This window comes from Mycobacterium kubicae, assembly GCF_015689175.1.
GTDB lineage: Bacteria > Actinomycetota > Actinomycetes > Mycobacteriales > Mycobacteriaceae > Mycobacterium > Mycobacterium kubicae.
The window spans coordinates 3,266,180-3,291,535 of sequence record NZ_CP065047.1 but is presented as its reverse complement, the minus strand read 5'-3'; the positions used below and the strand labels follow the sequence as shown (position 1 = coordinate 3,291,535).

Sequence of the window (25,356 nt, the reverse complement as noted above, 5' to 3'; positions counted from 1 at the left end):
ATGGCGGCAGCTCAGCGTCGGACGGAGGTGGTGGCAGAAGTGGCGTCGGTGTCCATGGGATTGCGCCCTACCGTCGGGGCGGGCGTGCCGCTGGCCGCACTGGCCGCTCAGGTCGGCGCGGTACCGGCCGACGGTCCTGATCACCCGGACGTGCGGGTCACCGGCGTCACGCTGCGCGGTCAGGACGTGCAAACCGGAGACCTGTTCGCGGCGCTGCCCGGCTCCACCACCCACGGCGCCCGGCATGTCGGCGAGGCGATTCGACGCGGTGCGGTCGCCGTGCTCACCGACGCCGCCGGCGTGGCCGCGATGGCGGCGCACCGCCACGCCGTTCCGGTGCTGGTCCACCCGACGCCGCGCCGGGTGCTCGGCGGCCTGGCCGCCACCGTCTACGGGAACCCGTCGCAGCGCCTCGCGGTCGTCGGCATCACCGGCACCTCTGGCAAAACCACGACGACATACCTGGTCGAGGCCGGGCTACGGGCGGGCGGGCGGGTCGCCGGCCTGGCCGGCACCATCGGCATCCGCATCGACGGCGCCGACATCCCCAGCGCCCTGACCACCCCCGAGGCGCCCGCGCTGCAGGCCATGCTCGCCGCCATGGCCGAGCGCGGCGTGGACACCGTGGTCATGGAAGTGTCCAGTCACGCGCTCGCCCTGGGCCGCGTGGACGGCACCGAATTCGCGGTCGGCGGCTTCACCAACCTCTCGCGCGACCACCTCGACTTCCACCCGACCATGGACGACTACTTCGAGGCGAAGGCGCTGCTCTTCGATCCGCGGTCGCCGTTGCGCGCTCGAACCGCGGTGGTGTGCATCGACGACGAGTGGGGCCGCGCCATGGCCGCCCGGGCCGGTGACGCCATCACCGTCAGCACCACCGACCAGCCCGCGCACTGGCGCGCCATGGACCTGGCGCCGGTGGGAGCCGGCGGGCACGAATTCACCGTCGTGGACCCCGCCGGCGACCGGCACCGGGTGGGCATCCGGCTCCCGGGCCGCTACAACGTGGCGAACTGCCTGGTCGCGCTGGCCATCCTGGATGCCGTCGGGGTCACCGCGGAGCAGGCGTCGCCGGGCCTGCGCGAGACCCGCGTCCCCGGGCGGATGGAAGACGTCGACCGCGGTCAGGACTTTCTGGCGCTGGTCGATTACGCGCACAAACCGGGCGCGCTGCGGGCGGTGCTGACCGCCTTGGCGCAGCCGGGACGCCGGCTGGCGGTGGTGTTCGGCGCCGGCGGCGAACGCGACCCGGGCAAGCGCGCCCCGATGGGGGCCGTCGCCGCCGAACTGGCCGACCTCGTCGTCGTCACCGACGACAACCCGCGCGGCGAGGATCCGGCCGCCATCCGGCGCGAGATCCTCACCGGGGCGCGCGAGGTCGGCGGTGCCGCGCAGGTGGTCGAGATCGCCGATCGCGCGGCGGCGATCCGGCACGCCGTCGCCTGGGCCGGACCGGGTGACGTGGTGCTGATCGCCGGCAAAGGCCACGAGACCGGCCAGCGCAGCGCGCAGGAAGTGCGGCCGTTTGACGACCGGGTCGAGCTGGCCAAGGCGCTGGAGGAACGCGCGTGATCGACCTGACGGTCGCCGAGATCGCCGACATCGTGGGTGGGGAATTGGCCGACATCTCCGCCGCAGAGGCCGCGCAGCGCCACGTCACCGGCACGGTCGAATTCGACTCGCGCGCCGTCGGCCCGGGCGGCCTGTTCCTGGCGCTGCCCGGTGCCCGCTCCGATGGGCATGACCACGCCGCGGCGGCGGTCGCGGCCGGTGCCGTTGCGGTGCTGGCGGCCCGACCGGTCGGGGTTCCGGCGATCGTGGTCCGGCCGCGAACGGCCCAGGACGGGCGGGCCGGAGTGCTCGAACACGACACCGACGGATCGGGGGCGGCGGTGCTGGCCGCGCTGGCCAAACTGGCCAAGGCGGTCGCCGCTGACCTGGTGGCCGGCGGGCTGACCATCATCGGCATCACCGGATCCTCCGGCAAGACCTCGACCAAAGACCTGGTCGCCGCCGTGCTCCAACCGCTGGGCCAGGTGGTGGCCCCACCAGGATCGTTCAACAACGAGCTGGGCCATCCCTGGACGGTGCTGCGGGCCACCCGCGACACCGACTACCTCATCCTGGAGATGTCGGCACGTCACCCCGGCAACATCGCCGCGCTGGCCGACATCGCGCAGCCGGCCATCGGAGTGGTGCTCAACGTCGGCACCGCGCACCTGGGCGAGTTCGGTTCCCGCGAGGCCATCGCCAAGACGAAATCCGAACTGCCGCAATCGGTTCCGCCCTCGGGCGTGGTCATTCTCAACGCCGACGACCCGGCGGTGGCCGCGATGGCCGAGGTGACGCGGGCGCGGGTGCTCAGAGTCAGCCGGGGCGAGGCGACCGGCAGCGGTCCCAGCGACGTCTGGGCCGGGCCGGTCAGCCTGGACGCACTGGCCCGCCCCCGCTTCACGCTGCACACCACCAACGCCGCAGCCGACATCCAGCTCGGCGTCTACGGCGATCACCAAGTCACCAATGCCATGTGCGCGGCCGCGGTCGCCTTGGAATGCGGAGCCACCATGCAACAGGTGGCCGACGCGTTGGCCACCGCCGGTCCGGTATCGCGGCACCGGATGCAGGTGACCACCCGCGCCGACGGGGTGACGGTGATCGACGACGCTTACAACGCCAACCCCGATTCCATGCGGGCCGGGCTGCAGGCGTTGGCCTGGATCGCCCACGACGGCCCCGAGCAGCGGCGCAGTTGGGCGGTGCTGGGGGAAATGGCCGAGCTGGGCGACGACGCGATAACCGAGCACGATCGCATCGGCCGGCTCGCGGTGCGCTTAGATGTGTCACGACTCGTTGTCGTGGGAACTGGGAGGTCGATGAGCGCCATGCACCACGGCGCGGTCATGGAAGGCTCGTGGGGAGCTGAGACCGTCACCGTGCCCGACGCCGACGCCGCCCTGACCCTGCTGCGCTCCGAGCTGCACCCAGGCGACGTCGTGCTGGTCAAGGCGTCCAACGCCGCCGGATTGGGCGCGCTGGCCGACGCGCTGGTCGCCGACGAGGGAGCCGCGCGGCCATGAGACAGATCCTGATCGCCGTCGCGATCGCGGTGACCGTGTCGATCCTGCTGACCCCGGCGCTGATCCGGCTGTTCACCAAGCAGGGATTCGGCCACGAGATCCGCGAGGACGGGCCGCCCACCCACCACGGCAAGCGCGGCACGCCGTCGATGGGTGGCGTGGCGATCTTGGCCGGGATCTGGGCGGGTTACCTGGGCACGCACCTGGCCGGACTGGCCTTCGACGGCGAAGGCATCTCCGCGTCCGGTCTGCTGGTGCTGGGCCTGGCCACCGCCTTGGGCGGGGTCGGGTTCATCGACGACCTGATTAAGATCCGCCGCTCGCGCAACCTGGGGCTGAACAAGACGGCCAAGACGGTCGGACAGATCACCGCGGCGGTGCTGTTCGCGGTGCTGGTATTGCAGTTCCGCAACTACGCCGGCCTGACCCCGGGCAGCCCGGACCTGTCCTACGTCCGGGAGATCGCCACGGTCACCCTGGCGCCGGGGCTGTTCGTGCTGTTCTGCGTGCTGGTCGTCAGCGCCTGGTCCAACGCGGTCAACTTCACCGACGGCCTGGACGGGCTGGCCGCGGGCTGCATGGCCATGGTCACCGCCGCCTACGTGCTGATCACCTTCTGGCAATACCGCAACGCGTGCGTCACCGCCCCGGGTCTGGGTTGCTACAACGTGCGGGACCCGCTGGATTTGGCGCTGATCGCCGCGGCCACCGCCGGCGCTTGCATCGGCTTTCTGTGGTGGAATGCCGCACCGGCGAAGATCTTCATGGGCGACACCGGGTCGCTGGCGCTGGGCGGCATCATCGCGGGATTGTCGGTCACCAGCCGCACCGAAGTCCTGGCCGTCGTGCTGGGCTCGCTGTTCGTCGCCGAGATCACCTCGGTGGTGCTGCAGATCCTGGCCTTCCGCACCACCGGGCGCCGCGTGTTCCGGATGGCGCCGTTTCACCATCACTTCGAGTTGAGTGGCTGGGCCGAAACGACCGTCATCATCCGCTTCTGGCTGCTCACCGCGATCAGCTGCGGGCTCGGGGTGGCCTTGTTCTACGGCGAGTGGCTCGCCACCCTCGGGGCCTGACGTGCTCGACCCGCTGGCGCCCGGTGCGCCCGTGCTGATCGCCGGCGGCCGGGTGACCGGCCGGGCGGTCCTGGCGGCGCTGACCCGCTTCGGTGCCGTCCCCACCGTCTGCGACGACGACCCGGCCATGCTCAGTCCCTACGCCGAGAGCGGGGTGACGACGCTGAGCCCGGCGCAGGCGGTGCAGCAGATCGCCGACTATGCGCTGGTGGTGACCAGTCCGGGCTTTCAGCCCACCACCCCGGTGCTGGCCGCCGCCGCTGAGGCCGGCGTGCCGATCTGGGGTGACGTCGAGCTGGCCTGGCGCCTGGACGTTGCCGGTTGCTACGGCCCGCCGCGGCGCTGGTTGGTGGTCACCGGCACCAACGGCAAGACCACGACGACCTCGATGCTGCATGCCATGTTGGTGGCCGGTGGGCGCAGCAGCGTGCTGTGCGGCAACATCGGCAGCCCGGTGCTCGACGTGCTGGACCAGCCCGCCGAACTGCTGGCGGTGGAGTTGTCCAGCTTCCAGCTGTTCTGGGCGCCGTCATTGCGGCCCGAGGGCGGGGTGGTGCTCAACATCGCCGAAGACCACCTGGATTGGCACGGCACGATGGCCGCCTACACCGCGGCCAAAGCGCGGGCGCTGACCGGCCGGGTCGCGGTGGCCGGACTGGACGACGACCGCGCGGCCGCGCTGCTGGGCACCGCGCCGGCGCCGGTGCGGGTGGGTTTCCGGCTCGGCGAACCTGCCGCCGGCGAGCTCGGCGTGCGCGCGGGCCAGCTGGTCGACCGCGCCTTCGCCGACGACCTGACGTTGCTGCCGGCCGCGTCCATACCGGTGCCGGGCCCGGTCGGAGTGCTCGACACCCTGGCCGCAGCAGCGCTGGCCCGCTGCGTCGGGGTGCCTGCCGAGGCGATCGCGGCCGCGGTCGGCTCCTTCCAAGTAGGCCGGCATCGCTCCGAAGTCGTCGCCGTCGTCGACGGCGTTACCTACGTTGACGACTCCAAAGCCACCAATCCGCACGCCGCCCTCGCCTCGGTGCTGGCGTATCCCCGGGTGGTCTGGGTGGCCGGTGGCCTGCTCAAGGGCGCATCCATCGACGCCGAAGTCGCCCGCATGGCGCCGCGGCTGGCCGGCGCGGTGCTGATCGGCCGGGATCGAGCCGAGTTTGCCGAGGCGTTATCACGACACGCGCGCCAAGTTCCCGTCGTCCACGTTGTTACAGGCGAGGATGATGAGATGAATGCGACAGCTGAGGCTCCTGTTAATTCTGTGACACAAGTCGACACCGCTCTCGGTGAGTCCATCGGCTCTCGCGTGATGACCGCGGCGGTGGCCGCGGCCCGGCAACTCGCCCACCCCGGTGACACGGTGCTGCTGGCGCCGGCCGGTGCCTCGTTCGACCAATTCACCGGATACGCCGACCGTGGCGAGGCCTTCGCCGCCGCGGTTCGGGCCGCGGTCTAGGGGCGTGGGTATGGGATGGACCCGGCTGACGCGCCGGGGCAAGCGAAACGACAGCACCGCACCGGCGGAGGACGTCGTCACCGACGAACCCCGGGCCGAGACCTCCGAACCGGACGCGCCCGACACCGGCGCGCCGACGGCGGCCAAGCCCGAGACCGGCTTTGCCGACTACGAACCGGGCGGTCCGCGCACCCGGTTCGGCGCCTGGCTGGGCCGGCCCATGACGTCGTTTCACCTGATCATCGCCGTCGCGGCGCTGCTGACCTCGCTCGGCTTGATCATGGTGCTGTCGGCGTCGGGGGTGCGTTCCTACGGCGCCGACGGGTCGCCGTGGGTGATCTTCGGCAAGCAGGTGCTGTGGACGGTGATCGGGCTCATCGGGTGCTACGCGTCGCTGCGGATGTCGATCCGGTTCATCCGGCGCATCGCGTTCAGCAGCTACGCGATCACCGTGGTGCTGCTGGTGCTGGTGCTCATCCCGGGCATCGGCAACCTGGCCAACGGCTCGCGGAAGTGGTTCGTCGTCGCCGGCTTTTCCATGCAGCCGTCGGAGTTGACCAAGATCGCGTTCGCCATCTGGGGGGCCCATCTGCTGGCCGCGCGCCGGCTGGAACGCGCGTCGCTGCGCGAGATGCTGATTCCGCTGGTTCCCGCCGCGCTGATCTCGCTGGCGTTGATCGTCGCTCAGCCTGACCTGGGGCAGACGGTGTCGCTGGGCATCATCTTGCTGGGCCTGTTGTGGTACGCCGGGTTGCCCTTGCGTGTCTTCGGCAGTTCGCTGGTGGCCGTCGTCATCGCCGGCGGGGTGCTGGCCATGTCCGCGGGCTACCGGTCGGATCGGGTGCGTTCCTGGCTCGACCCCGACAACGACCCGATGGACACCGGCTACCAGGCGCGGCAGGCCAAATTCGCGCTGGCCCACGGCGGCATCTTCGGGGACGGCCTGGGCCAGGGCGTGGCCAAGTGGAACTATCTGCCCAACGCGCACAACGACTTCATCTTCGCGATCATCGGCGAGGAGCTGGGCATGATCGGCGCGCTGGGCCTGCTGGGGCTGTTCGGCCTGTTCGCCTACACCGGGATGCGGATCGCCCGGCGGTCGGCCGACCCGTTCCTGCGGCTGCTGACCGCCACCACCACGCTGTGGGTGTTGGGTCAGGCGTTCATCAACATCGGCTACGTCATCGGGGTGCTGCCGGTGACCGGCTTGCAGCTGCCGCTCATCTCGGCGGGTGGAACATCAACGGCCACAACCCTGTTCATGATCGGCATCATGGCCAACGCGGCCCGGCACGAGCCGGAGGCGGTGGCCGCGCTGCGCGCCGGGCGCGACGACAAGGTCAACCGGCTGCTGCGCCTGCCGCTGCCCGAGCCGTATGTGCCCAGCCGGATCGAGACGTTCCGCGACCGCAAGCGCCCGCCGTCGCAAGGAAGCAAACGACCGGCCCCGCGCAAGCCCGCCAAGCAACCGGCCCGCAAGCCCGCGCCCAGATCCGGGGGCAGCGTCCGCTCGCGGGACAGGCATCATGGATCTGGCCAGCGGTACGCCGGCCAGCGCCGTACACAGCGCGTCCGCGCACTGGAAGGTCAGCGTTACGGGTGAGCGACTCGGTTAGGAAACCGGCCGGCGGGTCGGGGGCACACCCCCTGCCCGCCGGTGCTGCGTTCTCGGTGGTACTGGCCGGCGGCGGCACCGCCGGGCACGTGGAACCGGCGATGGCGGTCGCCGACGCCCTGCGCGCCCTCGACCCGCAGGTCCGGATCACCGCGCTGGGAACCCCGCGCGGACTGGAGACGCGGCTGGTGCCCGAGCGGGGATACCACCTGGAACTGATCACCCCCGTGCCGCTGCCCCGCAAACTCAGCGGCGACCTGGCCAGACTGCCGCCGCGGGTATGGCGCGCCGTCCGCGAAACCCGCACGGTGCTCGACGACGTCGCCGCCGACGTCGTCATCGGTTTCGGCGGATATGTCGCCCTGCCCGCGTACCTGGCCTCCCGCGCGACGCCCACCCTGCCCAGGCGGCGACGCCGAATCCCGGTGGTCATCCACGAAGCCAACGCCCGCGCCGGGCTGGCCAACCGGGTCGGCGCCCGCAGCGCCGACCGGATCCTGTCCGCGGTCCCGGGGTCGGGGCTGCGGGGCGCCGAGGTGGTCGGAATACCGGTCCGCGACGCCATCACCACGCTCGATCGCGCGGCCCTGCGCGCGCAAGCCCGCGCCTACTTCGGCTTCCCCCCGGACGCGCGGGTGCTGCTGGTGTTCGGCGGCTCGCAGGGCGCGGTCTCGCTCAACCGGGCGGTGTCCGGCGCGGCCGCCGCGCTGGCCGCCGCCGGTGTGTCGGTGCTGCACGCCCACGGGCCCAAGAACGTGTTGGAACTACGCACACCCGAGCCCGGGGACCCGCCCTATGTGGCGGTGCCTTACCTGGACCGGATGGACCTGGCCTACGCCGCGGCCGACCTGGCGATCTGCCGGTCAGGCGCGATGACGGTCGCCGAGGTGTCGGCGGTCGGGCTGCCGGCCATCTACGTCCCGCTGCCCATCGGCAACGGCGAACAGCGGCTCAACGCCTTGCCCGTAGTCAACGCGGGCGGGGGCCTGATCGTCCCCGATGCGGAGTTGACGCCGCAGTTGGTGGCTCGGGAAGCCGCCGCCCTGCTCACCGACCCCCCGCGGCTGGCGGCGATGACCACGGCCGCCGCCCAGGTCGGTCACCCGAACGCGGCCCGCCAGGTGGCTCAGGCGGCGCTGGACATCGCCCACGCGGCCCGGGCCGGGAGACTGCCGTGAGCGCCGAGCAGCTTCCCCCGGAGCTGCAGCGGGTGCACATGGTCGGCATCGGCGGTGCCGGCATGTCCGGTATCGCCCGCATCCTGCTGGACCGCGGTGCGCTGGTCTCGGGTTCAGACGCCAAGGAGTCGCGCGGGGTGCACGCGCTGCGCGCCCGCGGCGCACAGATCCGGATCGGGCACGACGCGGCGTCCTTGGATCTGTTGCCCGGTGGTCCCACCGCGGTCATCACCACCCACGCCGCGATCCCCAAGACCAACCCCGAACTCGTCGAAGCCCGCCGCCGCGGCGTCCCGGTGATCCTGCGCCCGGTGGTGCTCGCCAAACTGATGGCCGGGCGCACCACTTTGATGGTCACCGGTACCCACGGCAAGACCTCGACGACGTCGATGCTGATTGTGGCGCTGCAGCACTGCGGGCGTGACCCGTCCTTCGCGGTGGGCGGCGAGTTGGGGGAGGCGGGCACCAACGCCCATCACGGCAGCGGGGACAGCTTCGTCGCCGAAGCCGACGAAAGCGACGGCTCACTGCTGGAATACACGCCCAACGTTGCCGTGGTCACCAACATCGAAGCCGATCACCTGGACTTCTACGGCAGCACCGAGGCCTACGTCGGCGTGTTCGACGCCTTCGTGGAGCGGTTGGCGCCGGGTGGTGCCCTGGTGGCGTGCATCGACGACCCGGGGGCGGCCGCGCTCGCCGAGCGCACCGCCGAACTGGGCATCCGGGTGTTGCGGTACGGATCTGCGCCGGACCAACCGGGTGAACCGCTGGCCGGCGCGCTGGTGAATTGGGAACAGCGCGGCACCGAGGCCGTCGCCCACATCCAGTTGCGCGACGAGGCCCGGCCGCGGGTGATGCGGCTGTCGGTGCCCGGGCGCCACATGGCCCTCAACGCCCTGGGTGCGCTGCTGGCCGCGCTCGAAATCGGCGCCGGCGTCGACGAAGTGCTCGACGGTTTGGCCGGCTTCGAGGGAGTGCGCCGGCGATTCGAATTGGTCGGCACCGCGCGAGTCGGCCGGGGCTCGGTGCGCGTCTTCGACGACTACGCACACCACCCGACCGAGATCAGCGCGACGCTGGCCGCCGCGCGCACCGTACTCGACCAGGGCGGCGGTCGCTCACTGGTGGTCTTCCAGCCCCATTTGTATTCGCGGACAAAGGCTTTCGCCGCGGAGTTCGGTCGCGCGCTGAACGCCGCCGACGAGGTGTTCGTGCTCGACGTCTACGGCGCCCGGGAACAACCGCTGGCCGGTATCAGCGGTGCCAGCGTCGCCGAGCACGTCAGCGTTCCGGTGCGCTATCTGCCGGATCTCTCCGCGGTGCCCGCGCAGGTGGCCGCCGCGGCGGGCCCGGGCGACGTCATCATCACCATGGGCGCCGGTGACGTGACTCTGCTCGGACCCGAGATCATCACCGCGCTACGGGTGCGGGGCAACCGCAGCACGCCCGGGGGCGCGTCGTGACGTCGGCAGGGGCCGAACCCCACGACGGGCCGCCGACCGACCTGGTCGGCGACGACACCGCGGCCACCGAACCGATCATCGCGACGCCCCGGGCAGACCCCCAAGAGTCTGAAGAGGAAAAGGACGACTTCGAGGGCCCGCGCCGGCGCGCCCGTCGGGAACGCGCGGAGCGGCGCGCCGCCCAGGCTCGCGCCACCGCCATTGAGCACGCCCGCCGCGAAGCCAAACGAAAGGTCCAGGGGCAGGTCCTCGCCGAGCCCAAACCTGTGCGCCGCGGCGTGGTGCGCGGCCTGAGGATGCTGCTCGGCTCGATCCTGTTGGCCGTCCTGGGCATCGCCCTGGCGCTCATCCTGTATTTCACCCCGGCAATGTCGGCCCGCAATATCGTCGTCACCGGAATCGGCACGGTGAGCCGCGAGGAGGTCCTCGACGCCGCCCGGGTGCGCCCGGGCACGCCCCTGCTGCAGATCAACACCGACCAGGTGGCCGACCGGGTCGCGGCCATCCGGCGGGTGGCCAGCGCGCGGGTGCAGCGCCAATATCCTTCGGCGCTGCGGATCACCATCGTCGAGCGAGTCCCGGTGGTGGTCAAGGACTTTCCCGACGGCCCGCACCTGTTCGACCACGACGGCGTGGACTTCGCCACCGATCCGCCGCCACCGGCGCTGCCCTACATCGACGTCGACAACCCCGGCCCCACCGACCCGCCCACCCTGGCCGCGCTGCAGGTGCTGGCCGCGTTGCCGCCCGAGGTGTCCGGACAGGTGGGCCGCATCGCCGCCCCGTCGGTGTCCTCGATCACCCTCACCCTCTCCGACGGGCGACTGGTGATCTGGGGGACCACCGACCGGGCCAAAGAGAAAGCCGAGAAGCTGGCGGCCCTGCTCACGCAGCCCGGACGCACCTACGACGTGTCGAGCCCCGACCTGCCGACGGTCAAGTAGCGCAGCAGGCTCGCCGAATGTGCGGCCAGCCGCGCATTCGGCGCCCAACGTGAAGCCAGCCGCACACTCGCCGCCGAATTGGCGCACAAGAAAAAATGCGCAACGCGCGTCGGCGCGCCTGCGCGGTTAGCCACCGTCGTACCCATACGGTTCTGGTTACGCGGAACTACTTGACATAACTCTAACTCTATGGTTGAGGTTGAGACTTTTGCAAGGGGACACACCGCAGCCGGAACCAAGTCCCTTCAGGGAGGAAGACGAATGATGACCCCCCCACACAACTACCTCGCCGTCATCAAGGTCGTGGGCATCGGTGGCGGCGGCGTCAACGCCGTGAACCGGATGATCGAACAGGGCCTCAAGGGCGTGGAGTTCATCGCCATCAACACCGACGCGCAGGCGTTGTTGATGAGCGACGCCGACGTCAAGCTCGACGTGGGCCGTGACTCCACCCGTGGCCTGGGCGCCGGCGCCGACCCCGAGGTGGGCCGCAAGGCCGCCGAGGACGCCAAGGACGAGATCGAAGAGCTGCTGCGCGGCGCCGACATGGTGTTCGTCACCGCCGGTGAAGGCGGCGGCACCGGCACCGGCGGGGCGCCCGTCGTCGCCAGCATCGCCCGCAAACTGGGCGCGCTGACCGTCGGCGTCGTCACCCGCCCGTTCTCCTTCGAGGGCAAGCGGCGCAGCAACCAGGCCGAGAACGGCATCGCCGCGCTGCGCGAAAGCTGCGACACCCTGATCGTCATCCCCAACGACCGGCTGCTGCAGATGGGCGACGCCGCGGTGTCGCTTATGGACGCCTTCCGCAGCGCCGACGAGGTGCTGCTCAACGGTGTGCAGGGCATCACCGACCTGATCACCACACCGGGGCTGATCAACGTCGACTTCGCCGACGTCAAGGGCATCATGTCCGGCGCAGGCACCGCCCTGATGGGCATCGGCTCGGCCCGCGGCGAAGGCCGCTCGCTCAAGGCCGCCGAAATCGCCATCAACTCGCCGCTGCTCGAGGCCTCGATGGAAGGCGCCCAGGGCGTGCTGATGTCCATCGCCGGCGGCAGTGACCTGGGGCTGTTCGAGATCAACGAGGCCGCCTCGCTGGTGCAGGACGCCGCCCACCAAGACGCCAACATCATCTTCGGCACGGTGATCGACGACTCGCTTGGCGACGAGGTGCGGGTCACCGTCATCGCGGCCGGCTTCGACGTGGCCGGACCGGGCCGCAAACCGGTGGTGGGGGAGACCGGTGGGGCGCACCGCATCGAGTCGGCCAAGGCCGGCAAGCTCACCTCGACCCTGTTCGAGCCGGTCGACGCCGTGAGCGTGCCCGTGCACACCAACGGCGCGACGTTGAGCATCGGTGGCGACGACGACGACGTCGACGTGCCGCCCTTCATGCGCCGCTGAGGGGCTCGCTTTGCTTGCCAGCGCGCGACGAACCGGCCGCGGCCGAATCGCGCTGGCGCCTGGCCGGCACCAGAATCCGGATACTGGGCACGTGGACGTTCGCATCCGTCGAGTGACGACGACCCGGGCCGGCGGGGTCTCCGCGGCGCCGTTCGACACCTTCAACCTCGGTGACCATGTGGGCGACGACCCGGCCGCGGTCCAGGCCAACCGCGACCGGCTGGCCAAGGTGATCGGGCTGCCGGCCCGGCGGCTGGTGTGGATGAACCAGGTGCATGGTGACCACATCGAGGTGGTCGACGGTCCGCGACCCGCTGCGGTCGACGACACCGACGGGCTGGTGACCAATATCGCGCGCCTGGCGCTGGTCGTCGTCACCGCCGACTGCGTGCCGGTGCTGCTGGCCGATGCGCGCGCCGGCGTGGTGGCGGCGGTGCACGCCGGTCGGGTCGGCGCCCAACACGGCGTGGTGGTTCGTGCGGTGGAAGCCATGCAGGGCCTGGGCGCGCAGCCCGCCGACATCTCGGCGCTGTTGGGGCCGGCGGCCAGCGGCCGCCACTACGAGGTGCCCGCCGCGATGGCCGATGACGTGGAAGCGACGCTGCCCGGCAGTCGCACGACGACCGTCGCGGGCACCCCGGGGTTGGACCTGCGCGCCGGAATCGCCGCGCAGCTACAGGCTTTGGGCGTGACGTCCATCGATGTCGACCCGCGCTGCACCATCGCCGAACCCACCCTGTTCAGCCACCGACGCGAAGCGCCGACCGGTCGGTTGGCGTCCCTGGTGTGGATGGAATGAGCGTGATGGCGGCTGATCGGGCAACGCAATCGGAGCGCCAATCGGAATTGACGCACGCGTTGGCCGGGGTGCGGTCGCGGCTGGCCGCCGCGGCCGAGGCGGCCGGACGCAATGTCTCAGACATCGAACTGCTGCCCGTCACCAAGTTCTTCCCGGCCACCGATGTGGCGATCCTGTCCCGGCTGGGTTGTCGGTGCGTCGGTGAATCCCGCGAGCAGGAGGCATCGGCCAAGGTCACCGAGGTGGCGCGGCTGCTGGCGGCGGCGGGACAGTCCCGTGAGATGCACTGGCACATGGTCGGGCAGATCCAGCGCAACAAGGTGCGGTCGCTGGCCCGCTGGGCGCACACCGTTCACTCGGTCGACAGCGCCAAGCTGGTGACCGCGTTGGATCGCGCCGTCGGCGCCGCGCTGGCCGAGCAGCGCCGGGCCGACCGGCTGCGGGTCTATGTGCAGGTCAGTCTCGACGGTGACGTCTCCCGCGGCGGCGTCGACATCACGACGCCCGGCGCGGTGGAGGAGATCTGCACGTCCGTCCAAGAGGCGGCCAGTCTGAAACTGGTCGGGTTGATGGGCATCCCGCCGCTGCACTGGGACCCGGACCGGGCCTTTGAGCTGCTCAAACGCGAGCACACCCGGGTGCTGAAGATGTTCGGGGACGCGGTGAAACTGTCCGCCGGGATGTCCAATGACCTGGAAGCGGCCGTCAAACATGGTTCGACGTGTGTGCGTGTCGGTACCGCGCTATTGGGCCCACGGCGGTTACGGTCACCGTGATCGTCACATTAGTAACATCTTCATCACGGACACCACAGAACGCAGGGGCTAGAAGGGGTCAGCAATGAGCACACTGCACAAGGTCAAGGCCTACTTCGGGATGGCGCCGATGGAGGATTACGAGGACGAGTATTACGACGACCGCACGCCGTCGCGCGGTTATCCCCGCGCCCGCTTCGACGACGAATACGGCCGTTATGAAGGGCGCGATTACGACGACCCGCGCCGCGATCCCCGCGCCGATCTGCGCGGCGACTTGCGCGGCGATTTGCGGGGCGAGCCGGCCGACTACCCGCCGCCGAGCAGCTACCGCGGCGGCTACGACGAACCCCGGTTCGCGCCGCGGGAGTTCGACCGCGGCGACCTGCCGCGCGGGCAGCGCCTGGGGTCGTGGTTGCGCAACTCCACCCGCGGCGCTCTGGCGATGGACCCCCGCCGGATGGCCATGATGTTCGAGGAAGGTCACCCCCTGTCGAAGATCACCACGCTGCGCCCCAAGGACTACAGCGAGGCCCGCACCATCGGGGAGCGGTTCCGCGACGGCACGCCGGTCATCATGGATCTGGTGTCGATGGACAACGCCGACGCCAAACGCCTGGTCGACTTCGCCGCGGGTCTGGCTTTCGCGCTGCGCGGCTCCTTCGACAAGGTCGCTACCAAGGTGTTCTTGCTCTCACCCGCGGACGTCGACGTGTCCCCGGAGGAGCGGCGCCGCATCGCCGAAACCGGTTTCTACGCTTACCAATAACGCGATCTGAAGCTCTTTCAGCCCGGTGGACCGCTCGGTCCGCCGGGCTGAGCAGCTTGTTCGCCGTTATGCGCCAGATGTGAGCCGGGCGGGTGAGTCGGTAGGCTTGCTCATGCCGTTCTCACCGGCGGCGTGTTGACATCCTCATCGTTAAGGTCGGGCTCTCGTTGGTGCTGTTTTTTCAGATCCTTGGGTTTGCGCTGTTCATCTTCTGGCTGCTGCTGATCGCTCGCGTCGTCGTCGAGTTCATCCGCTCGTTCAGCCGGGACTGGCGCCCCACCGGTCTCACCGTGGTGATCCTGGAGATCATCATGTCGATCACCGATCCGCCGGTGAAACTGCTGCGGCGGCTGATCCCTCAGTTGACCATCGGCGCGGTGCGCTTCGACCTGTCCATCATGGTGCTGTTGCTGGTGGCGTTCATCGGCATGCAACTGGCTTTCGGGGCGGCGGCGTAAACCGCTTCGCGGTAACTCATCGATAAAGATATGGGACAGAACAGCCACGATTTGGCGACAAGATTGTCGCCGCAGATTTCGAAATCTAAGGACTGTGTTTTATTGACCTTAGAGATTGAAATTGCTTCTTATTTATTACTCCAATCGGCGACCGCCGAGTCTGGTGTGACAGGATGGACGGCAGTTGCGCGACGGCTACCAGTCCGTTCTACACTTTCCAGATCGTTTGACCGTCCAGGAACTCGAGGGGACAAACAATGCCGCTTACACCTGCCGACGTCCACAATGTGGCGTTCAGTAAGCCGCCTATCGGCAAGCGCGGGTACAACGAAGATGAAGTTGACGCCTTCCTTGACCTGGTGGAAAACGAGCTGACCCGCCTCATTGAAGAGAATTCCGATCTTCGCCAGCGCATTGCTGAGCTGGACCAGGAACTGGCCGCCGGCGGCGGGGGCGCCGGGGCCGCGGCTGCCCAGCCGACCCAGGCCATTCCGACCTACGAGCCCGAGCCCGAACCGGTCAAACAGGCACCCCCGCCCGCTCCCGCACCTGCGCAGACGGGCACGAACGAAGAGCAGGCCATGAAGGCGGCCCGCGTGTTGAGCCTGGCTCAAGACACCGCCGACCGCCTGACCAGCACCGCGAAGGCCGAGTCGGACAAGATGCTCGCCGACGCCCGCGCCAACGCCGACCAGATCCTCAGCGAGGCCCGGCACACCGCCGAAACCACGGTCGCCGAGGCCCGGCAGCGTGCCGACGCCATGCTGGCCGACGCGCAGAGCCGCTCCGAAACCCAACTGCGCCAGGCGCAGGAGAAGGCCGACGCCCTGCAGGCCGACGCCGAACGCAAGCACTCCGAGATCATGGGCACCATCAACCAGCAGCGCACCGTGCTGGAAGGCCGTCTCGAGCAATTGCGCACCTTCGAACGCGAATACCGCACCCGCCTCAAGACCTACCTGGAGTCCCAGCTCGAGGAGCTGGGCCAGCGTGGCTCTGCCGCGCCGGTCGACTCCAGCGCCGACGCCGGCGGGTTCGACCAATTCAATCGGGGCAACAACTAGCCGACACGGCCCTGGTAGGTTTGGCAGTCGCTGTTCGCCGGCCGAAGGATGACCAATGCTGATCATTGCGCTCGTGTTAGCCCTGATCGGGCTCGTTGCGCTGGTTTTTGCGGTGGTCACCAGCAATGAGCTGGTGGCTTGGGTGTGCATCGGCGCCAGCGTGTTGGGCGTGGTGCTGCTGATCATCGACGCGGTGCGGGAGCGCCAGCGCCGCGATGCGGGCACCGAGGCCACCGACGACGACGACAAGGACGAGGCCGAAGCGGAGACGGTCGACTACCCCGAGGAAGCCGCCGACGAGCCGGCCGAGAAGTCGGCCGAGCGCGACGAGACCGCCAAGTAGCTGGCTTCTAGCCGCCCGACACAGCCGTCGACACCGCCGAGCGTGCGCCGACGGCTTCGACTGAGCGGCTACGGCGCAGAAATTGCTGCCGCGCCGCCGTGAGCGCACCCGCGAATCCCTGAGCGCACGCTCGAGCGCCGGGGGTCAGTTGGGCGGGGTGGCCAGCAACTCGCGCACCTCGTCGTCGCTGACTTGATGAAAGTCGGTGTACACCTGTCCCACCGCCTCGAATGCGGCCGGCATCGTCGCGCACACCACGTCGTCGGCTTCTCTGGACAGCTCTCGGCAGGCCGAGACCGGTCCGACCGGAACGGCGACGACCACCTTGCGCGGGTGGGCGGCGCGGACGGCGCGGACCGCCGCGAGCATGCTGGCGCCGGTGGCGATGCCGTCGTCGACCAGGATCGCGATCCTGCCGCTCGGGTCGGCCGTCGGGCGTCCGCCCCGGTACGCCTGCTCCCGGCGCCGCAGTTCGGTGGTCTCACTGTCGATCACCGTGCGCACCTGCTCGTCGGTGATGTGCAGGTTGGACACCACGTCGTCGTTCATCACGACTCGTCCGCCGCTGGCCAGCGCGCCCATCGCCAGTTCCGGCCAGCGCGGCACCCCGAGTTTGCGGACCAGGAACACATCGAGGTCGGCGCGCAGCGCCGCGGCGACTTCCCAGCCGACCGGCAGGCCGCCCCTCGCCAGGCCGAGCACCAGCACGTCGTCCTCGTCGCGGTAGGGGGTCAGCGCTTCGGCCAGCACACGCCCGGCTTCCCGGCGGTCGCGGAATATGCGGGTCGGTGTCCGCCGCAGAAAGCCACTCGGTGGAGTCATTGCCGGTTCGGGGCCTCGCTGATAATCGCGACTGCTGACAAACTCCAGCCTACGACCGGCAGCAACCCCAGTTCGGTGTCCGAGGGGGGACTTGAACCCCCACGCCCATTAGTAGGGCACTAGCACCTCAAGCTAGCGCGTCTGCCATTCCGCCACTCGGACCCGACCAACATGAGTTGGCAGCTAAGGCTATCGGATCGGTTGGCAGCGGCCCAATTCGGCTGGCGAGGCCAGCGGGCAGGCTGATCCCAGCCGGGAATGGTAGGAAAGGTGACTGTGACCCTACAGAGCGGGGCCAGCGGCGCGGCCGGGGCTTCTTTCCAGCCGAGTGATGACGTGGCCGAGGTCGTCAGCAGATTGATCCGGTTCGACACCAGCAACACCGGTGAAGCACAGACCACCAAGGGCGAAGCGGAGTGCGCGCAGTGGATCGCCGGGCAGCTCGCCGAGGTCGGCTATGAGACCGAATACGTCGAGTCCGGCGCGCCGGGCCGCGGCAACCTGTTCGCCCGGCTGCCGGGCGCCGATCCCTCCCGCGGCGCCCTGCTGATCCACGGGCACCTGGACGTGGTGCCGGCCGAACCGGCCGAGTGGAGCGTGCATCCGTTCTCCGGGGCGATCGAAGACGGCTACGTGTGGGGCCGCGGCGCGGTCGACATGAAGGACATGGTGGGCATGATGATCGTCATCGCCCGGCATTTCCGTCAGGCCGGCATCGTCCCGCCCCGCGACCTGGTGTTCGCGTTCATCGCCGACGAGGAACACGGCGGCAAATACGGGGCGCACTGGCTGGTCGACAACCGGCCAGATCTCTTCCACGGCATCACCGAAGCGATCGGCGAAGTCGGCGGCTTCTCCCTGACGGTGCCCCGCCCGGACGGGGGTGAGCGGCGGCTGTACCTGGTCGAGACGGCCGAGAAAGGCATCCTGTGGATGCGTCTGACCGCCCGCGGCCAGGCCGGGCACGGCTCCATGGTGCACGACAACAACGCCGTCACAGCGGTCGCCGAGGCGGTCGCGCGGCTGGGCCGCCACCAGTTCCCCCTGGTACTCACCGACACCGTCACCCAGTTCCTGGCCGCGGTCAGCGAGGAGACCGGCTACACCTTCGACACCGAGTCCCCCGACCTGGCCGGGGCGATCGAGAAGCTCGGCCCGATGGCCCGGATGCTCAAAGCCGTCCTGCATGACACGGCGAACCCGACGATGCTCAAAGCCGGCTACAAGGCCAACGTCATCCCGGCAACGGCCGAAGCGGTGATCGACTGCCGCGTGCTGCCGGGTCGTCAGGCCGCTTTTGAGGCCGAGGTCGACGAGCTGATCGGACCGGACGTGAACCGCGAGTGGATCAGGGAGCTGGCGTCGTATGAAACGGGTTTCGACGGTGAACTGGTCGACGCGATGAACGCCGCGGTGCTGTCGGTCGACCCCGACGGCCGCACGGTGCCCTACATGCTGTCCGGCGGCACGGATGCAAAAGCGTTCGCGCGGTTGGGGATTCGCTGCTTTGGCTTCAGCCCGCTGCGGCTGCCGCCGGAGCTGGATTTCGCCTCGCTGTTCCACGGGGTCGACGAGCGGGTACCTATTGATGCGTTGAAATTTGGCACCGAAGTACTCGCACATTTCCTGACACACTGCTGAGAGGACTGAGTATGACCGCGCCCGATCCCTACGACGCGCTGCCCAAGCTGCCCGGATTCCGCCTGACTTCCGACTCGATCACCGACGGCCAGCCGCTGCCGACCGCTCAGGTCAGCGGCATCATGGGCGCCGGCGGCCAAGACGCCAGCCCGCAGTTGACGTGGTCGGGCTTCCCCGAGGAGACGCGCAGTTTCGCGGTCAGCGTCTACGACCCCGACGCGCCGACACTGTCCGGTTTCTGGCACTGGGCGGTGGCCAATCTGCCCGCCGACGTCACCGAGTTGCCCGAAGGCGCCGGTGACGGCAGCGACCTGCCCGGTGGCGCGCTGACCCTTCGCAACGACGCCGGCCTGCGCCGCTACGTCGGCGCCGCACCGCCGCCCGGTCACGGGGTGCACCGCTACTACGTCACGGTGACCGCGGTGGACGTCGACAAGCTCGACCTCGACGAGTCCGCCACCCCGGCCTACCTGGGCTTCAACCTGTTCCAGCACGCTCTGGCCCGCGCCGTGATCGTCGGCACCTACGAACAGCAGTCGTCGGCCTAGCGGGAACCCACCAGCCGTCCGGCGGCCGAGCGCACTCCCCGTGCCGCTGCCACCACCCGCGGGAAGTGCGGCCGGTCCGGGTCGTCTCCGCGGGCGGGACGGCCGGCGTCGAGCCGTTCGCGCTGCGGAATCACGACGTACTTGGGGTCGCGGGTGGACTCGACACCGGCATAGAACACCCCGAAGCGCTGCAGCGCGCTGCCGGTGAGCAGCGCCAGCCCGCACAGCGCCGCGGCGCGCCGGTTGCGCCCGGCGGCCACCGTGCCCAGCGCCCCGCCGACGGTCAGATACTCCGCCCAGGCGCGCAGCCGGTGGGCCTTGCCGGTCGTATAGGCCTCGGCGGTCAGGCCCAGCCGTTGTTCGAGCAGCCGGGAAGCGGCGACTTCCAGCGCGGCGCCGGTGACGGCGAACTGCCGGGCTGGGCCGGCCTGCTCGACGGGCGTCAGCAGCATGCCCAGACCGCCGCCGCTGGCCGCGGCGGAACCGGTGAACACGAACGGCAGATACGGGTGCGCCTCGTGCCACGCCGGCACCGCGGTCTGCGAGAGCAGCACGGCGGTGTAGGACGCCACGCCGGGGGCGATGGCGGCGGCGGACAACCCCGCCGGGCGGGCCAGCCAGGCCAGCAGCGCACCCAGCCACGAGCGTGCCAACCGCCGCGGCATCAGCTCGGCCACCCCGGCCAGCCCGGCCCCGGGACCGTAGGCGACCAAGATCCACGTGCCCACGCTCATCGGCGAACTCGGCTTGGCCACCCGCAGCATGTGGTGGAACCGCAACGGCCGGCCCAGGTCGGACACCAGGAAGTACATGCTGGCCAGGATGCTCACCAGCGCCCCGACTCGGCCGGTGCGGCGCAGCGCCGGGCGGTCGGTGACATCGGCGCCCGCGGCCAGCAGCGCCGAACCGGCCGACAACCCGCCGGCGAAGAGGTAGGCCGCAATCTTCCACTCCCACACCGGGGTCTTGAGCACCGCGCGGCCGTAGTAGGACCGGAACTCCGCTCGCGGCACCGCGAGTTGCTCCCGCGAGCCCCGGCTCATCGTCGGCCCCGGCCCAAAAACGACGACACCGCCGCCGCGACGAACGCCGAAGCGGCGATGCCGGCGAACCGCCACATGGCCGGCGCGTCGCGGGTCGGCACCACCGGATCCGGCGGCAAGCCGTACACCTCGGGCTCGTCCAACAGCAGAAAGAAGGCGCCGTCGCCGCCCACGCCGTCGTTGGGGTCGTTGCCGTACAGACGCGCTTCGGGAACGCCGCGCTCGTGCAATTCCTCGACGCGCCGCGCGGCGCGCTCGCGCAGTTCGTCCAGGACGCCGAACTGAATCGACTTGGTGGGGCAGGCTTTCGCGCACGCCGGCTCCAGGTTGTCGTGCAGCCGGTCATAGCACAGCGTGCATTTCCAGGCCCGGCCGTCACCCTCGCGCCGGTCGATCACCCCGTACGGGCAGCCGGACACGCAGTACCCGCAGCCATTGCAGATGTCTTGCTGCACAACGACGGTGCCGAACTCGGTGCGGAACAACGCACCGGTCGGGCACACGTCCAGGCAGCCGGCGTGGGTGCAGTGTTTGCACACATCCGAGCTCATCAACCAGCGAAACGAGGTGCGCGACTCCGCCCCGCTGCCGTCGCCGGGACGCTCGAATTTCGGCACGCCCAGGTCCACCGACACGTTGCCCAGCTCCGCGCCGCCCTCGGGCATGGCCTCGATCGCCGCCGCGGTGATCTGAGCCGATCGCTCGCTCGCCGGCGGCCCCGTCGGCAGATCGGTCAGGCCGGGGTCTTGATCGCCCAGCGGGCGGGCCTGCTCGATGAACGCCACGTGTCGCCAACTGTCCGCACCCAGGTTGCCGGTGTTGTCCATGGACATCCCCAGCAGGTTGAACCCGTCCTCGGGCACCATGTTCCATTCCTTGCAGGCCACCTCACACGCCTTGCAACCGATACACACCGAGGTGTCGGTGAAGAATCCCACCCGCGGCGGGTGGTCGGGGGAGTAGCCGGCGTTGGCCGCCGGGTCAGGTAGCGGGCCGTAGAAGCTGTTGTCGCTCATGGGGTTCCCTCCGGCTCGGTATGCGTGACCCGGTCCGGCGCGGTGGTGTCCAGGTGCGTCCCTGTCTGCACCGTGATCCCGGCTCGCCGTCGGTAATCGGCGACGTAGTCCAGCAGTTCGGGCCCCCGCGGCCGCCGGCCGGCCCGAACGTCACAGGTGGCGACCTTGCTTTCCTGGATGAACACGTTGGGGTCGGCGACCACGCCGAGCAGGTCGTTGACCACGTCACCGTCCACCAGCCCCGAGTGTCCCCAGTGGTAGGGCATCCAAACCTGGTGCACCACGCGGTCTTCGATGCGCAGCGGCTTCATCCGGTCGGTTACGAAGACGCGGGCGTCCACCGCGGTGCGGCTGGTGATCACGTGCGCCCACTGCATGTGCGTCAGCCCGCGCGCGGCGGCCAATTCCGGTGACACCTCGACGAACAACCCCGGCTGCAGTTCGGCGAGGTAGGGCAGTTGCCGGCTCATGCCGCCGGCGGTGTGGTGCTCGGTCAGCCGCGCCGCGGTGAACACGAACGGGAACACTTCGCCGTGCGCCTCCGGAGGTGCCGGGTTCGACGGATTGTCTTCGCGGCCGTACACGATCCGGGTCGGGTTGCCCTGCTGGGCGTAAAGCGCGTTGCGCGTGGGTGATTCGTGCGGCTCGTAGTGGGTGGGCAGGGGACCATCGGCCAGGCCGTTGGGCGCGAACAGCCACGCCTTGCCGTCGGCTTGCATGATGAACGGGTCGTCTCCGTGCAGCGCCGCGACGCCCACCGCGCCGTCAGGCGGGCGATAGTCCGGCGGCTTGTTCTTCTCGAAGTCGGGGATGTCGTAACCGGTCCACTCGCCCTGGTCGGGGTCCCACCAGATCAGCTTCTTGCGCTCGCTCCACGGCCGGCCTTGCGGGTCGGCCGAGGCGCGGTTGTAGAGCACGCGCCGGTTCATCGGCCACGTCCAGCCCCACTCGTTGTCATACGGGCCTTGCTGGTCGTGTGGTTTGCGGCGGGCGGCCTGGTTGACCTCGTCGGCGTACACACCGCTGTAGATCCAGCAGCCGCATGCGGTGCTGCCGTCGGCCTTCAGGTCGGTGTAGCCGTCTACCGCGCGTCCGGTCGTCAGGTCGATGCCGCTGATGCGCCGCAGCACGTCTTCGCCGGAGGGTTCGTCACCGTCGGTCTCGTAGTCCCAGAACAGCTCGAGCAGCGGCCGGTCACGCTCGTCGGTGGAGCCGGCCAGCTTCTCTCGCAGGATCCGGCCCAGGTGGTAGAAGAACCACAGCTCCGAACGGGCGTCGCCGGGCGGTTCGACCGCCTTCTCCCGCCACTGCAGCATCCGCTGCGTCTGGGTGAACGTGCCGGCCTTCTCCACGTGCGAGGCGGCGGGGAAGAAGAACACCTCGGTGCGGCAGGACTCCGGGGCGATCTCCCCGGTCTCGATCTCGGGCGCCTCTTTCCAGAACGTGGCGCTTTCGATCATCACCAGGTCGCGCACCACCAGCCAGTCCAGGTTGGCCATGCCCAACCGTTGCAGCCGCCCGTGCGCCGAGCCGACCGCCGGGTTCTGGCCCAGCAGGAAGTAGCCGAACACCTTGCCGTCGACCATGTCCATGACCGTGCGGTAGGTGCCGTGGTCTCCGCTGATGCGCGGCAGATAGTCGAAGCAGTAGTCGTTCTCGGCGGTGGCGTACTCGCCCCAGTACTCCTTGAGCAGGGAGATCAGGTAAGCGTCGGCGTTGTGCCAGAAGCCTTTCTGGCTGCCGCTGACGACGGCGTCGAGGTAGTCCGACATGGTGGCCTGGCCGGCGTGCGGCATGGGCAGGTAGCCGGGCAGCAGGTTGAACAGCGTGGGTATGTCCGTGGAGCCCTGAATGCTGGCATGCCCGCGCAACGCGAACACGCCGCCGCCGGGCCGCCCGATATTGCCCAGCAGCAGCTGAATGATCGAGCCCGCGCGGATGTATTGGGCGCCCATCGAATGCTGGGTCCAACCCACGCTGTACACCAGCGCGGCGGTGCGTTCCCGGCCGGAGTTCTGCGCCCAGGCCCGGGCCACCTGCAGGAAGGATTCCGCCGGCACCCCGCACACCCGCTCGACCATCTCCGGGGTGTAGCGGGCGTAGTGCCGCTTGAGGATCTGGTAGACGCAGCGCGGATGCTGCAGCGTGGGGTCCGACGGGATGTCACCGGCGCCGCCTTCCACCGCCGCGCCGCCGGAGCCCAGCTGATTGGGGGCGCCGCGTTCTTTGGCGCCCGACCCGCCGCGTCCGCCAGCCCCGGTGGACTCATAGTGCCAGCTGGCCGGGTCGTAGGACGCGGTCTCGTGGTCGTAACCGCTGAATAGCCCGTCGAGGTCCTCGGTGTCCTGGAAGGCCTCGTCGACCAGGAAGGAGGCGTTGGTGTACGCGGTGACGTACTCACGGAAGTCCAGCTCATTGGACAGGATGTAGTTGATCACCCCGCCCAGGAAGGCGATGTCGCTGCCGGCGCGCAGCGGCACGTGCCGGTCGGCGACGGCGCTGGTGCGGGTGAAGCGGGGATCGATGTGGACCACTTCGACGCCGCGCGCCTTCGCCTCCATGACCCATTGGAAGCCGACGGGATGGGCCTCGGCCATGTTCGAGCCCATGATGACGATGAAGTCGGTGTTGACCAGGTCTTGCTGATAGTCCGTCGCGCCGCCGCGACCGAAGGAGGCTCCCAGACCGGGAACCGTGGCGCTGTGTCAAATACGGGCTTGGTTTTCGATCTGCAGGGCGCCGAGCGCGGTGAACAGCTTCTTGATCAGGTAGTTCTCTTCGTTGTCCAGCGTTGCGCCGCCGAGGCTGGCCACGCCCATGGTGCGGCGCAGCGTGTTGCGGTCTTTGTCGAAGTCCTGCCAGCTTCTGCGCCGCGCGTCGATCACGCGGTCGGCCACCATGTCCATGGCGGTGTCCAGGTCGAGGTCCTGCCATTCGGTGGCATAGGGCGGCCGGTAGCGCACCTTGGTTTCCCGCTGCGGTCCGGTGACGAGTTGCTTGCTGGCCGACCCCTTGGGGCACAGCCGGCCGCGCGAGATGGGGCTGTCCGGGTTGCCCTCGATCTGCACGACCTTGTCGTCTTTGACGTACACCTTCTGCGCGCACCCGACCGCGCAGAACGGGCACACCGAGTGCGCGACGCTGTCCGCGGTGGCGGTGCGTGGTTCCAGCGCAGCCGAGTGGGCGGATTGGGCGGCTTGGCCGCGGCCCAGCGCGTCGCCACCGGTCAACTGCCGGTAGACCGGCCATGACCGGAGCAGCTTGGTGAAGTCCATTCTTGGAATCAAACCATCCGTGCGGCGTTGTCGCAGCGCCTCAGCTGTTGCGTCCGCTGAGCGCGTCGCGGAGCCGGTCGACCAGTCCGGCGCCCGGTCCCAGGATCCGGTTTGCCGGCGGGTGATCGGGCGCCAACGGGTGCGGGCGGGTGGGGGCAATCTTCTTGGCGCGGTGGAACTGCTCACTGAGCTCGCGCAACTGCTCGGGTCGGCAAGCGTCGCGGAGGTTGGGAAGCAGGTCGCTTTCCTCTTCCTCGATGTGGTGGCGGATGTCGCCGATGAGCTGGCGAACCAACTCGTCGTAGCGCGGGTCATCGGCGCCGGCCTGCTCGATGGCCTTCATCACTTCTTCGGCCTTGGAGTGCTCCTTGAGCTCGTGACCGACGATCTCGTCGCCGTCGGGCAATAGTTCGCGGGCGGCCGGATAGACGTATTGCTCTTCGGCGACCGCATGCCGCACGATCCCGGCGATGACGTGCTCGACCAGTTCCGGTTGGGTGCGGGGGTCTCCACCGGACTCGAGCTCGGTGAAGACGCTCTCGAATTCTCGGTGGTCGGCGACGATGTCGTCGACGATGTTGCCGGTTTGAATGTCAGCCATATCCAC

General features: G+C 69.6%; 21 protein-coding genes, 1 tRNA gene and 1 pseudogene. 17 read left to right on the top strand and 6 right to left on the bottom strand.

The window, feature by feature from the left end; translation table 11 throughout:
• The 15 genes from I2456_RS15465 (at position 1) to I2456_RS15395 (ending at position 16,404) form a co-directional block, all read left to right on the top strand.
• Positions 1-1,575 (top strand): UDP-N-acetylmuramoyl-L-alanyl-D-glutamate--2,6-diaminopimelate ligase, encoded by a 1,575-nt coding sequence (locus tag I2456_RS15465; protein ID WP_163703952.1) that lies wholly within the window; start codon positions 1-3, stop codon positions 1,573-1,575.
• Positions 1,572-3,080, top strand: coding sequence for a UDP-N-acetylmuramoyl-tripeptide--D-alanyl-D-alanine ligase (locus tag I2456_RS15460; RefSeq protein WP_085075457.1), 1,509 nt, complete (start codon positions 1,572-1,574; stop codon positions 3,078-3,080). Before I2456_RS15465 ends, I2456_RS15460 begins: the two co-directional genes overlap by 4 nt.
• On the top strand, positions 3,077-4,156 hold the full coding sequence (gene mraY, locus I2456_RS15455; RefSeq protein ID WP_085075456.1) for a phospho-N-acetylmuramoyl-pentapeptide-transferase: 1,080 nt from the start codon (positions 3,077-3,079) through the stop codon (positions 4,154-4,156). Before I2456_RS15460 ends, mraY begins: the two co-directional genes overlap by 4 nt.
• Before the next feature lies 1 nt (position 4,157).
• Complete coding sequence (gene murD, locus I2456_RS15450) at positions 4,158-5,609, top strand: UDP-N-acetylmuramoyl-L-alanine--D-glutamate ligase (protein ID WP_085075455.1); 1,452 nt, start codon at positions 4,158-4,160, stop codon at positions 5,607-5,609.
• Positions 5,610-5,613: 4 nt separating this feature from the next.
• Positions 5,614-7,212 (top strand): putative lipid II flippase FtsW, encoded by a 1,599-nt coding sequence (gene ftsW, locus I2456_RS15445; RefSeq protein ID WP_241007723.1) that lies wholly within the window; start codon positions 5,614-5,616, stop codon positions 7,210-7,212.
• A complete protein-coding gene (gene murG, locus I2456_RS15440) occupies positions 7,209-8,402 on the top strand; it encodes an undecaprenyldiphospho-muramoylpentapeptide beta-N-acetylglucosaminyltransferase (protein WP_085075453.1) in 1,194 nt (397 codons plus the stop codon). Before ftsW ends, murG begins: the two co-directional genes overlap by 4 nt.
• Positions 8,399-9,868: a UDP-N-acetylmuramate--L-alanine ligase gene (murC, locus tag I2456_RS15435; RefSeq protein WP_085075452.1), complete on the top strand. Its 1,470-nt coding sequence runs from the start codon at positions 8,399-8,401 to the stop codon at positions 9,866-9,868. Before murG ends, murC begins: the two co-directional genes overlap by 4 nt.
• A 41-nt stretch (positions 9,869-9,909) precedes the next feature.
• The gene (locus I2456_RS15430; RefSeq protein WP_139823320.1) at positions 9,910-10,812 is read left to right on the top strand and encodes a cell division protein FtsQ/DivIB; all 903 of its coding nucleotides are present in this window, start codon (positions 9,910-9,912) and stop codon (positions 10,810-10,812) included.
• 264 nt (positions 10,813-11,076) lie between these two features.
• Positions 11,077-12,216 carry a cell division protein FtsZ gene (ftsZ, locus tag I2456_RS15425; protein ID WP_068027119.1) on the top strand — a complete coding sequence of 380 codons (1,140 nt, stop codon included), beginning with the start codon at positions 11,077-11,079 and terminating at the stop codon, positions 12,214-12,216.
• Positions 12,217-12,307: 91 nt separating this feature from the next.
• Positions 12,308-13,015, top strand: coding sequence for a peptidoglycan editing factor PgeF (gene pgeF / locus I2456_RS15420; RefSeq protein WP_082966011.1), 708 nt, complete (start codon positions 12,308-12,310; stop codon positions 13,013-13,015).
• A gap of 5 nt (positions 13,016-13,020) precedes the next feature.
• Entirely contained in the window at positions 13,021-13,791 is a 771-nt protein-coding gene (locus I2456_RS15415; RefSeq protein WP_139823319.1) for a YggS family pyridoxal phosphate-dependent enzyme, read from the top strand.
• Positions 13,792-13,855: 64 nt separating this feature from the next.
• Positions 13,856-14,539: a cell division protein SepF gene (locus I2456_RS15410; protein ID WP_068026647.1), complete on the top strand. Its 684-nt coding sequence runs from the start codon at positions 13,856-13,858 to the stop codon at positions 14,537-14,539.
• Positions 14,540-14,706: 167 nt separating this feature from the next.
• On the top strand, positions 14,707-14,997 hold the full coding sequence (locus tag I2456_RS15405) for a YggT family protein (protein ID WP_023364806.1): 291 nt from the start codon (positions 14,707-14,709) through the stop codon (positions 14,995-14,997).
• Between the two features lie 257 nt (positions 14,998-15,254).
• Positions 15,255-16,061: a DivIVA-like cell division protein Wag31 gene (gene wag31 / locus I2456_RS15400; protein ID WP_068026644.1), complete on the top strand. Its 807-nt coding sequence runs from the start codon at positions 15,255-15,257 to the stop codon at positions 16,059-16,061.
• 55 nt (positions 16,062-16,116) lie between these two features.
• Complete coding sequence (locus I2456_RS15395; protein ID WP_068026641.1) at positions 16,117-16,404, top strand: hypothetical protein; 288 nt, start codon at positions 16,117-16,119, stop codon at positions 16,402-16,404.
• A 144-nt stretch (positions 16,405-16,548) separates the two neighbouring features.
• Here the strand turns inward: I2456_RS15395 and I2456_RS15390 are convergent.
• Both I2456_RS15390 and I2456_RS15385 read right to left on the bottom strand, forming a co-directional pair.
• Positions 16,549-17,226 (bottom strand): annotated as a pseudogene (locus tag I2456_RS15390) (phosphoribosyltransferase); the annotation flags it as partial.
• Positions 17,227-17,302: 76 nt separating this feature from the next.
• Positions 17,303-17,388 (bottom strand) — tRNA-Leu (locus I2456_RS15385).
• Between the two features lie 96 nt (positions 17,389-17,484).
• Here I2456_RS15385 and I2456_RS15380 point away from each other — a divergent pair.
• Both I2456_RS15380 and I2456_RS15375 read left to right on the top strand, forming a co-directional pair.
• Positions 17,485-18,867 carry a M20/M25/M40 family metallo-hydrolase gene (locus I2456_RS15380; RefSeq protein WP_068033341.1) on the top strand — a complete coding sequence of 461 codons (1,383 nt, stop codon included), beginning with the start codon at positions 17,485-17,487 and terminating at the stop codon, positions 18,865-18,867.
• An 11-nt stretch (positions 18,868-18,878) separates the two neighbouring features.
• Positions 18,879-19,415, top strand: a complete 537-nt coding sequence (locus I2456_RS15375) for a YbhB/YbcL family Raf kinase inhibitor-like protein (RefSeq protein WP_085075448.1) — start codon at positions 18,879-18,881, stop codon at positions 19,413-19,415.
• Here the strand turns inward: I2456_RS15375 and nrfD are convergent.
• From nrfD to I2456_RS15350, 4 genes are read right to left on the bottom strand one after another with little or no spacing between them, the layout of a single operon-like run.
• Positions 19,412-20,458 (bottom strand): NrfD/PsrC family molybdoenzyme membrane anchor subunit, encoded by a 1,047-nt coding sequence (gene nrfD, locus I2456_RS15370; RefSeq protein ID WP_085075447.1) that lies wholly within the window; start codon positions 20,456-20,458, stop codon positions 19,412-19,414. The genes I2456_RS15375 and nrfD overlap by 4 nt on opposite strands.
• Positions 20,455-21,474 (bottom strand): 4Fe-4S dicluster domain-containing protein, encoded by a 1,020-nt coding sequence (locus I2456_RS15365; protein ID WP_085075446.1) that lies wholly within the window; start codon positions 21,472-21,474, stop codon positions 20,455-20,457. Before I2456_RS15365 ends, nrfD begins: the two co-directional genes overlap by 4 nt.
• A complete protein-coding gene (gene fdh, locus I2456_RS15360; RefSeq protein WP_174814241.1) occupies positions 21,471-24,749 on the bottom strand; it encodes a formate dehydrogenase in 3,279 nt (1,092 codons plus the stop codon). The genes I2456_RS15365 and fdh overlap by 4 nt, the downstream gene beginning before the upstream one ends.
• Positions 24,750-24,789: 40 nt before the next feature.
• Positions 24,790-25,350, bottom strand: a complete 561-nt coding sequence (locus I2456_RS15350) for a hemerythrin domain-containing protein (RefSeq protein WP_068033345.1) — start codon at positions 25,348-25,350, stop codon at positions 24,790-24,792.
• Between the last annotated feature and the right edge of the window lie 6 nt (positions 25,351-25,356).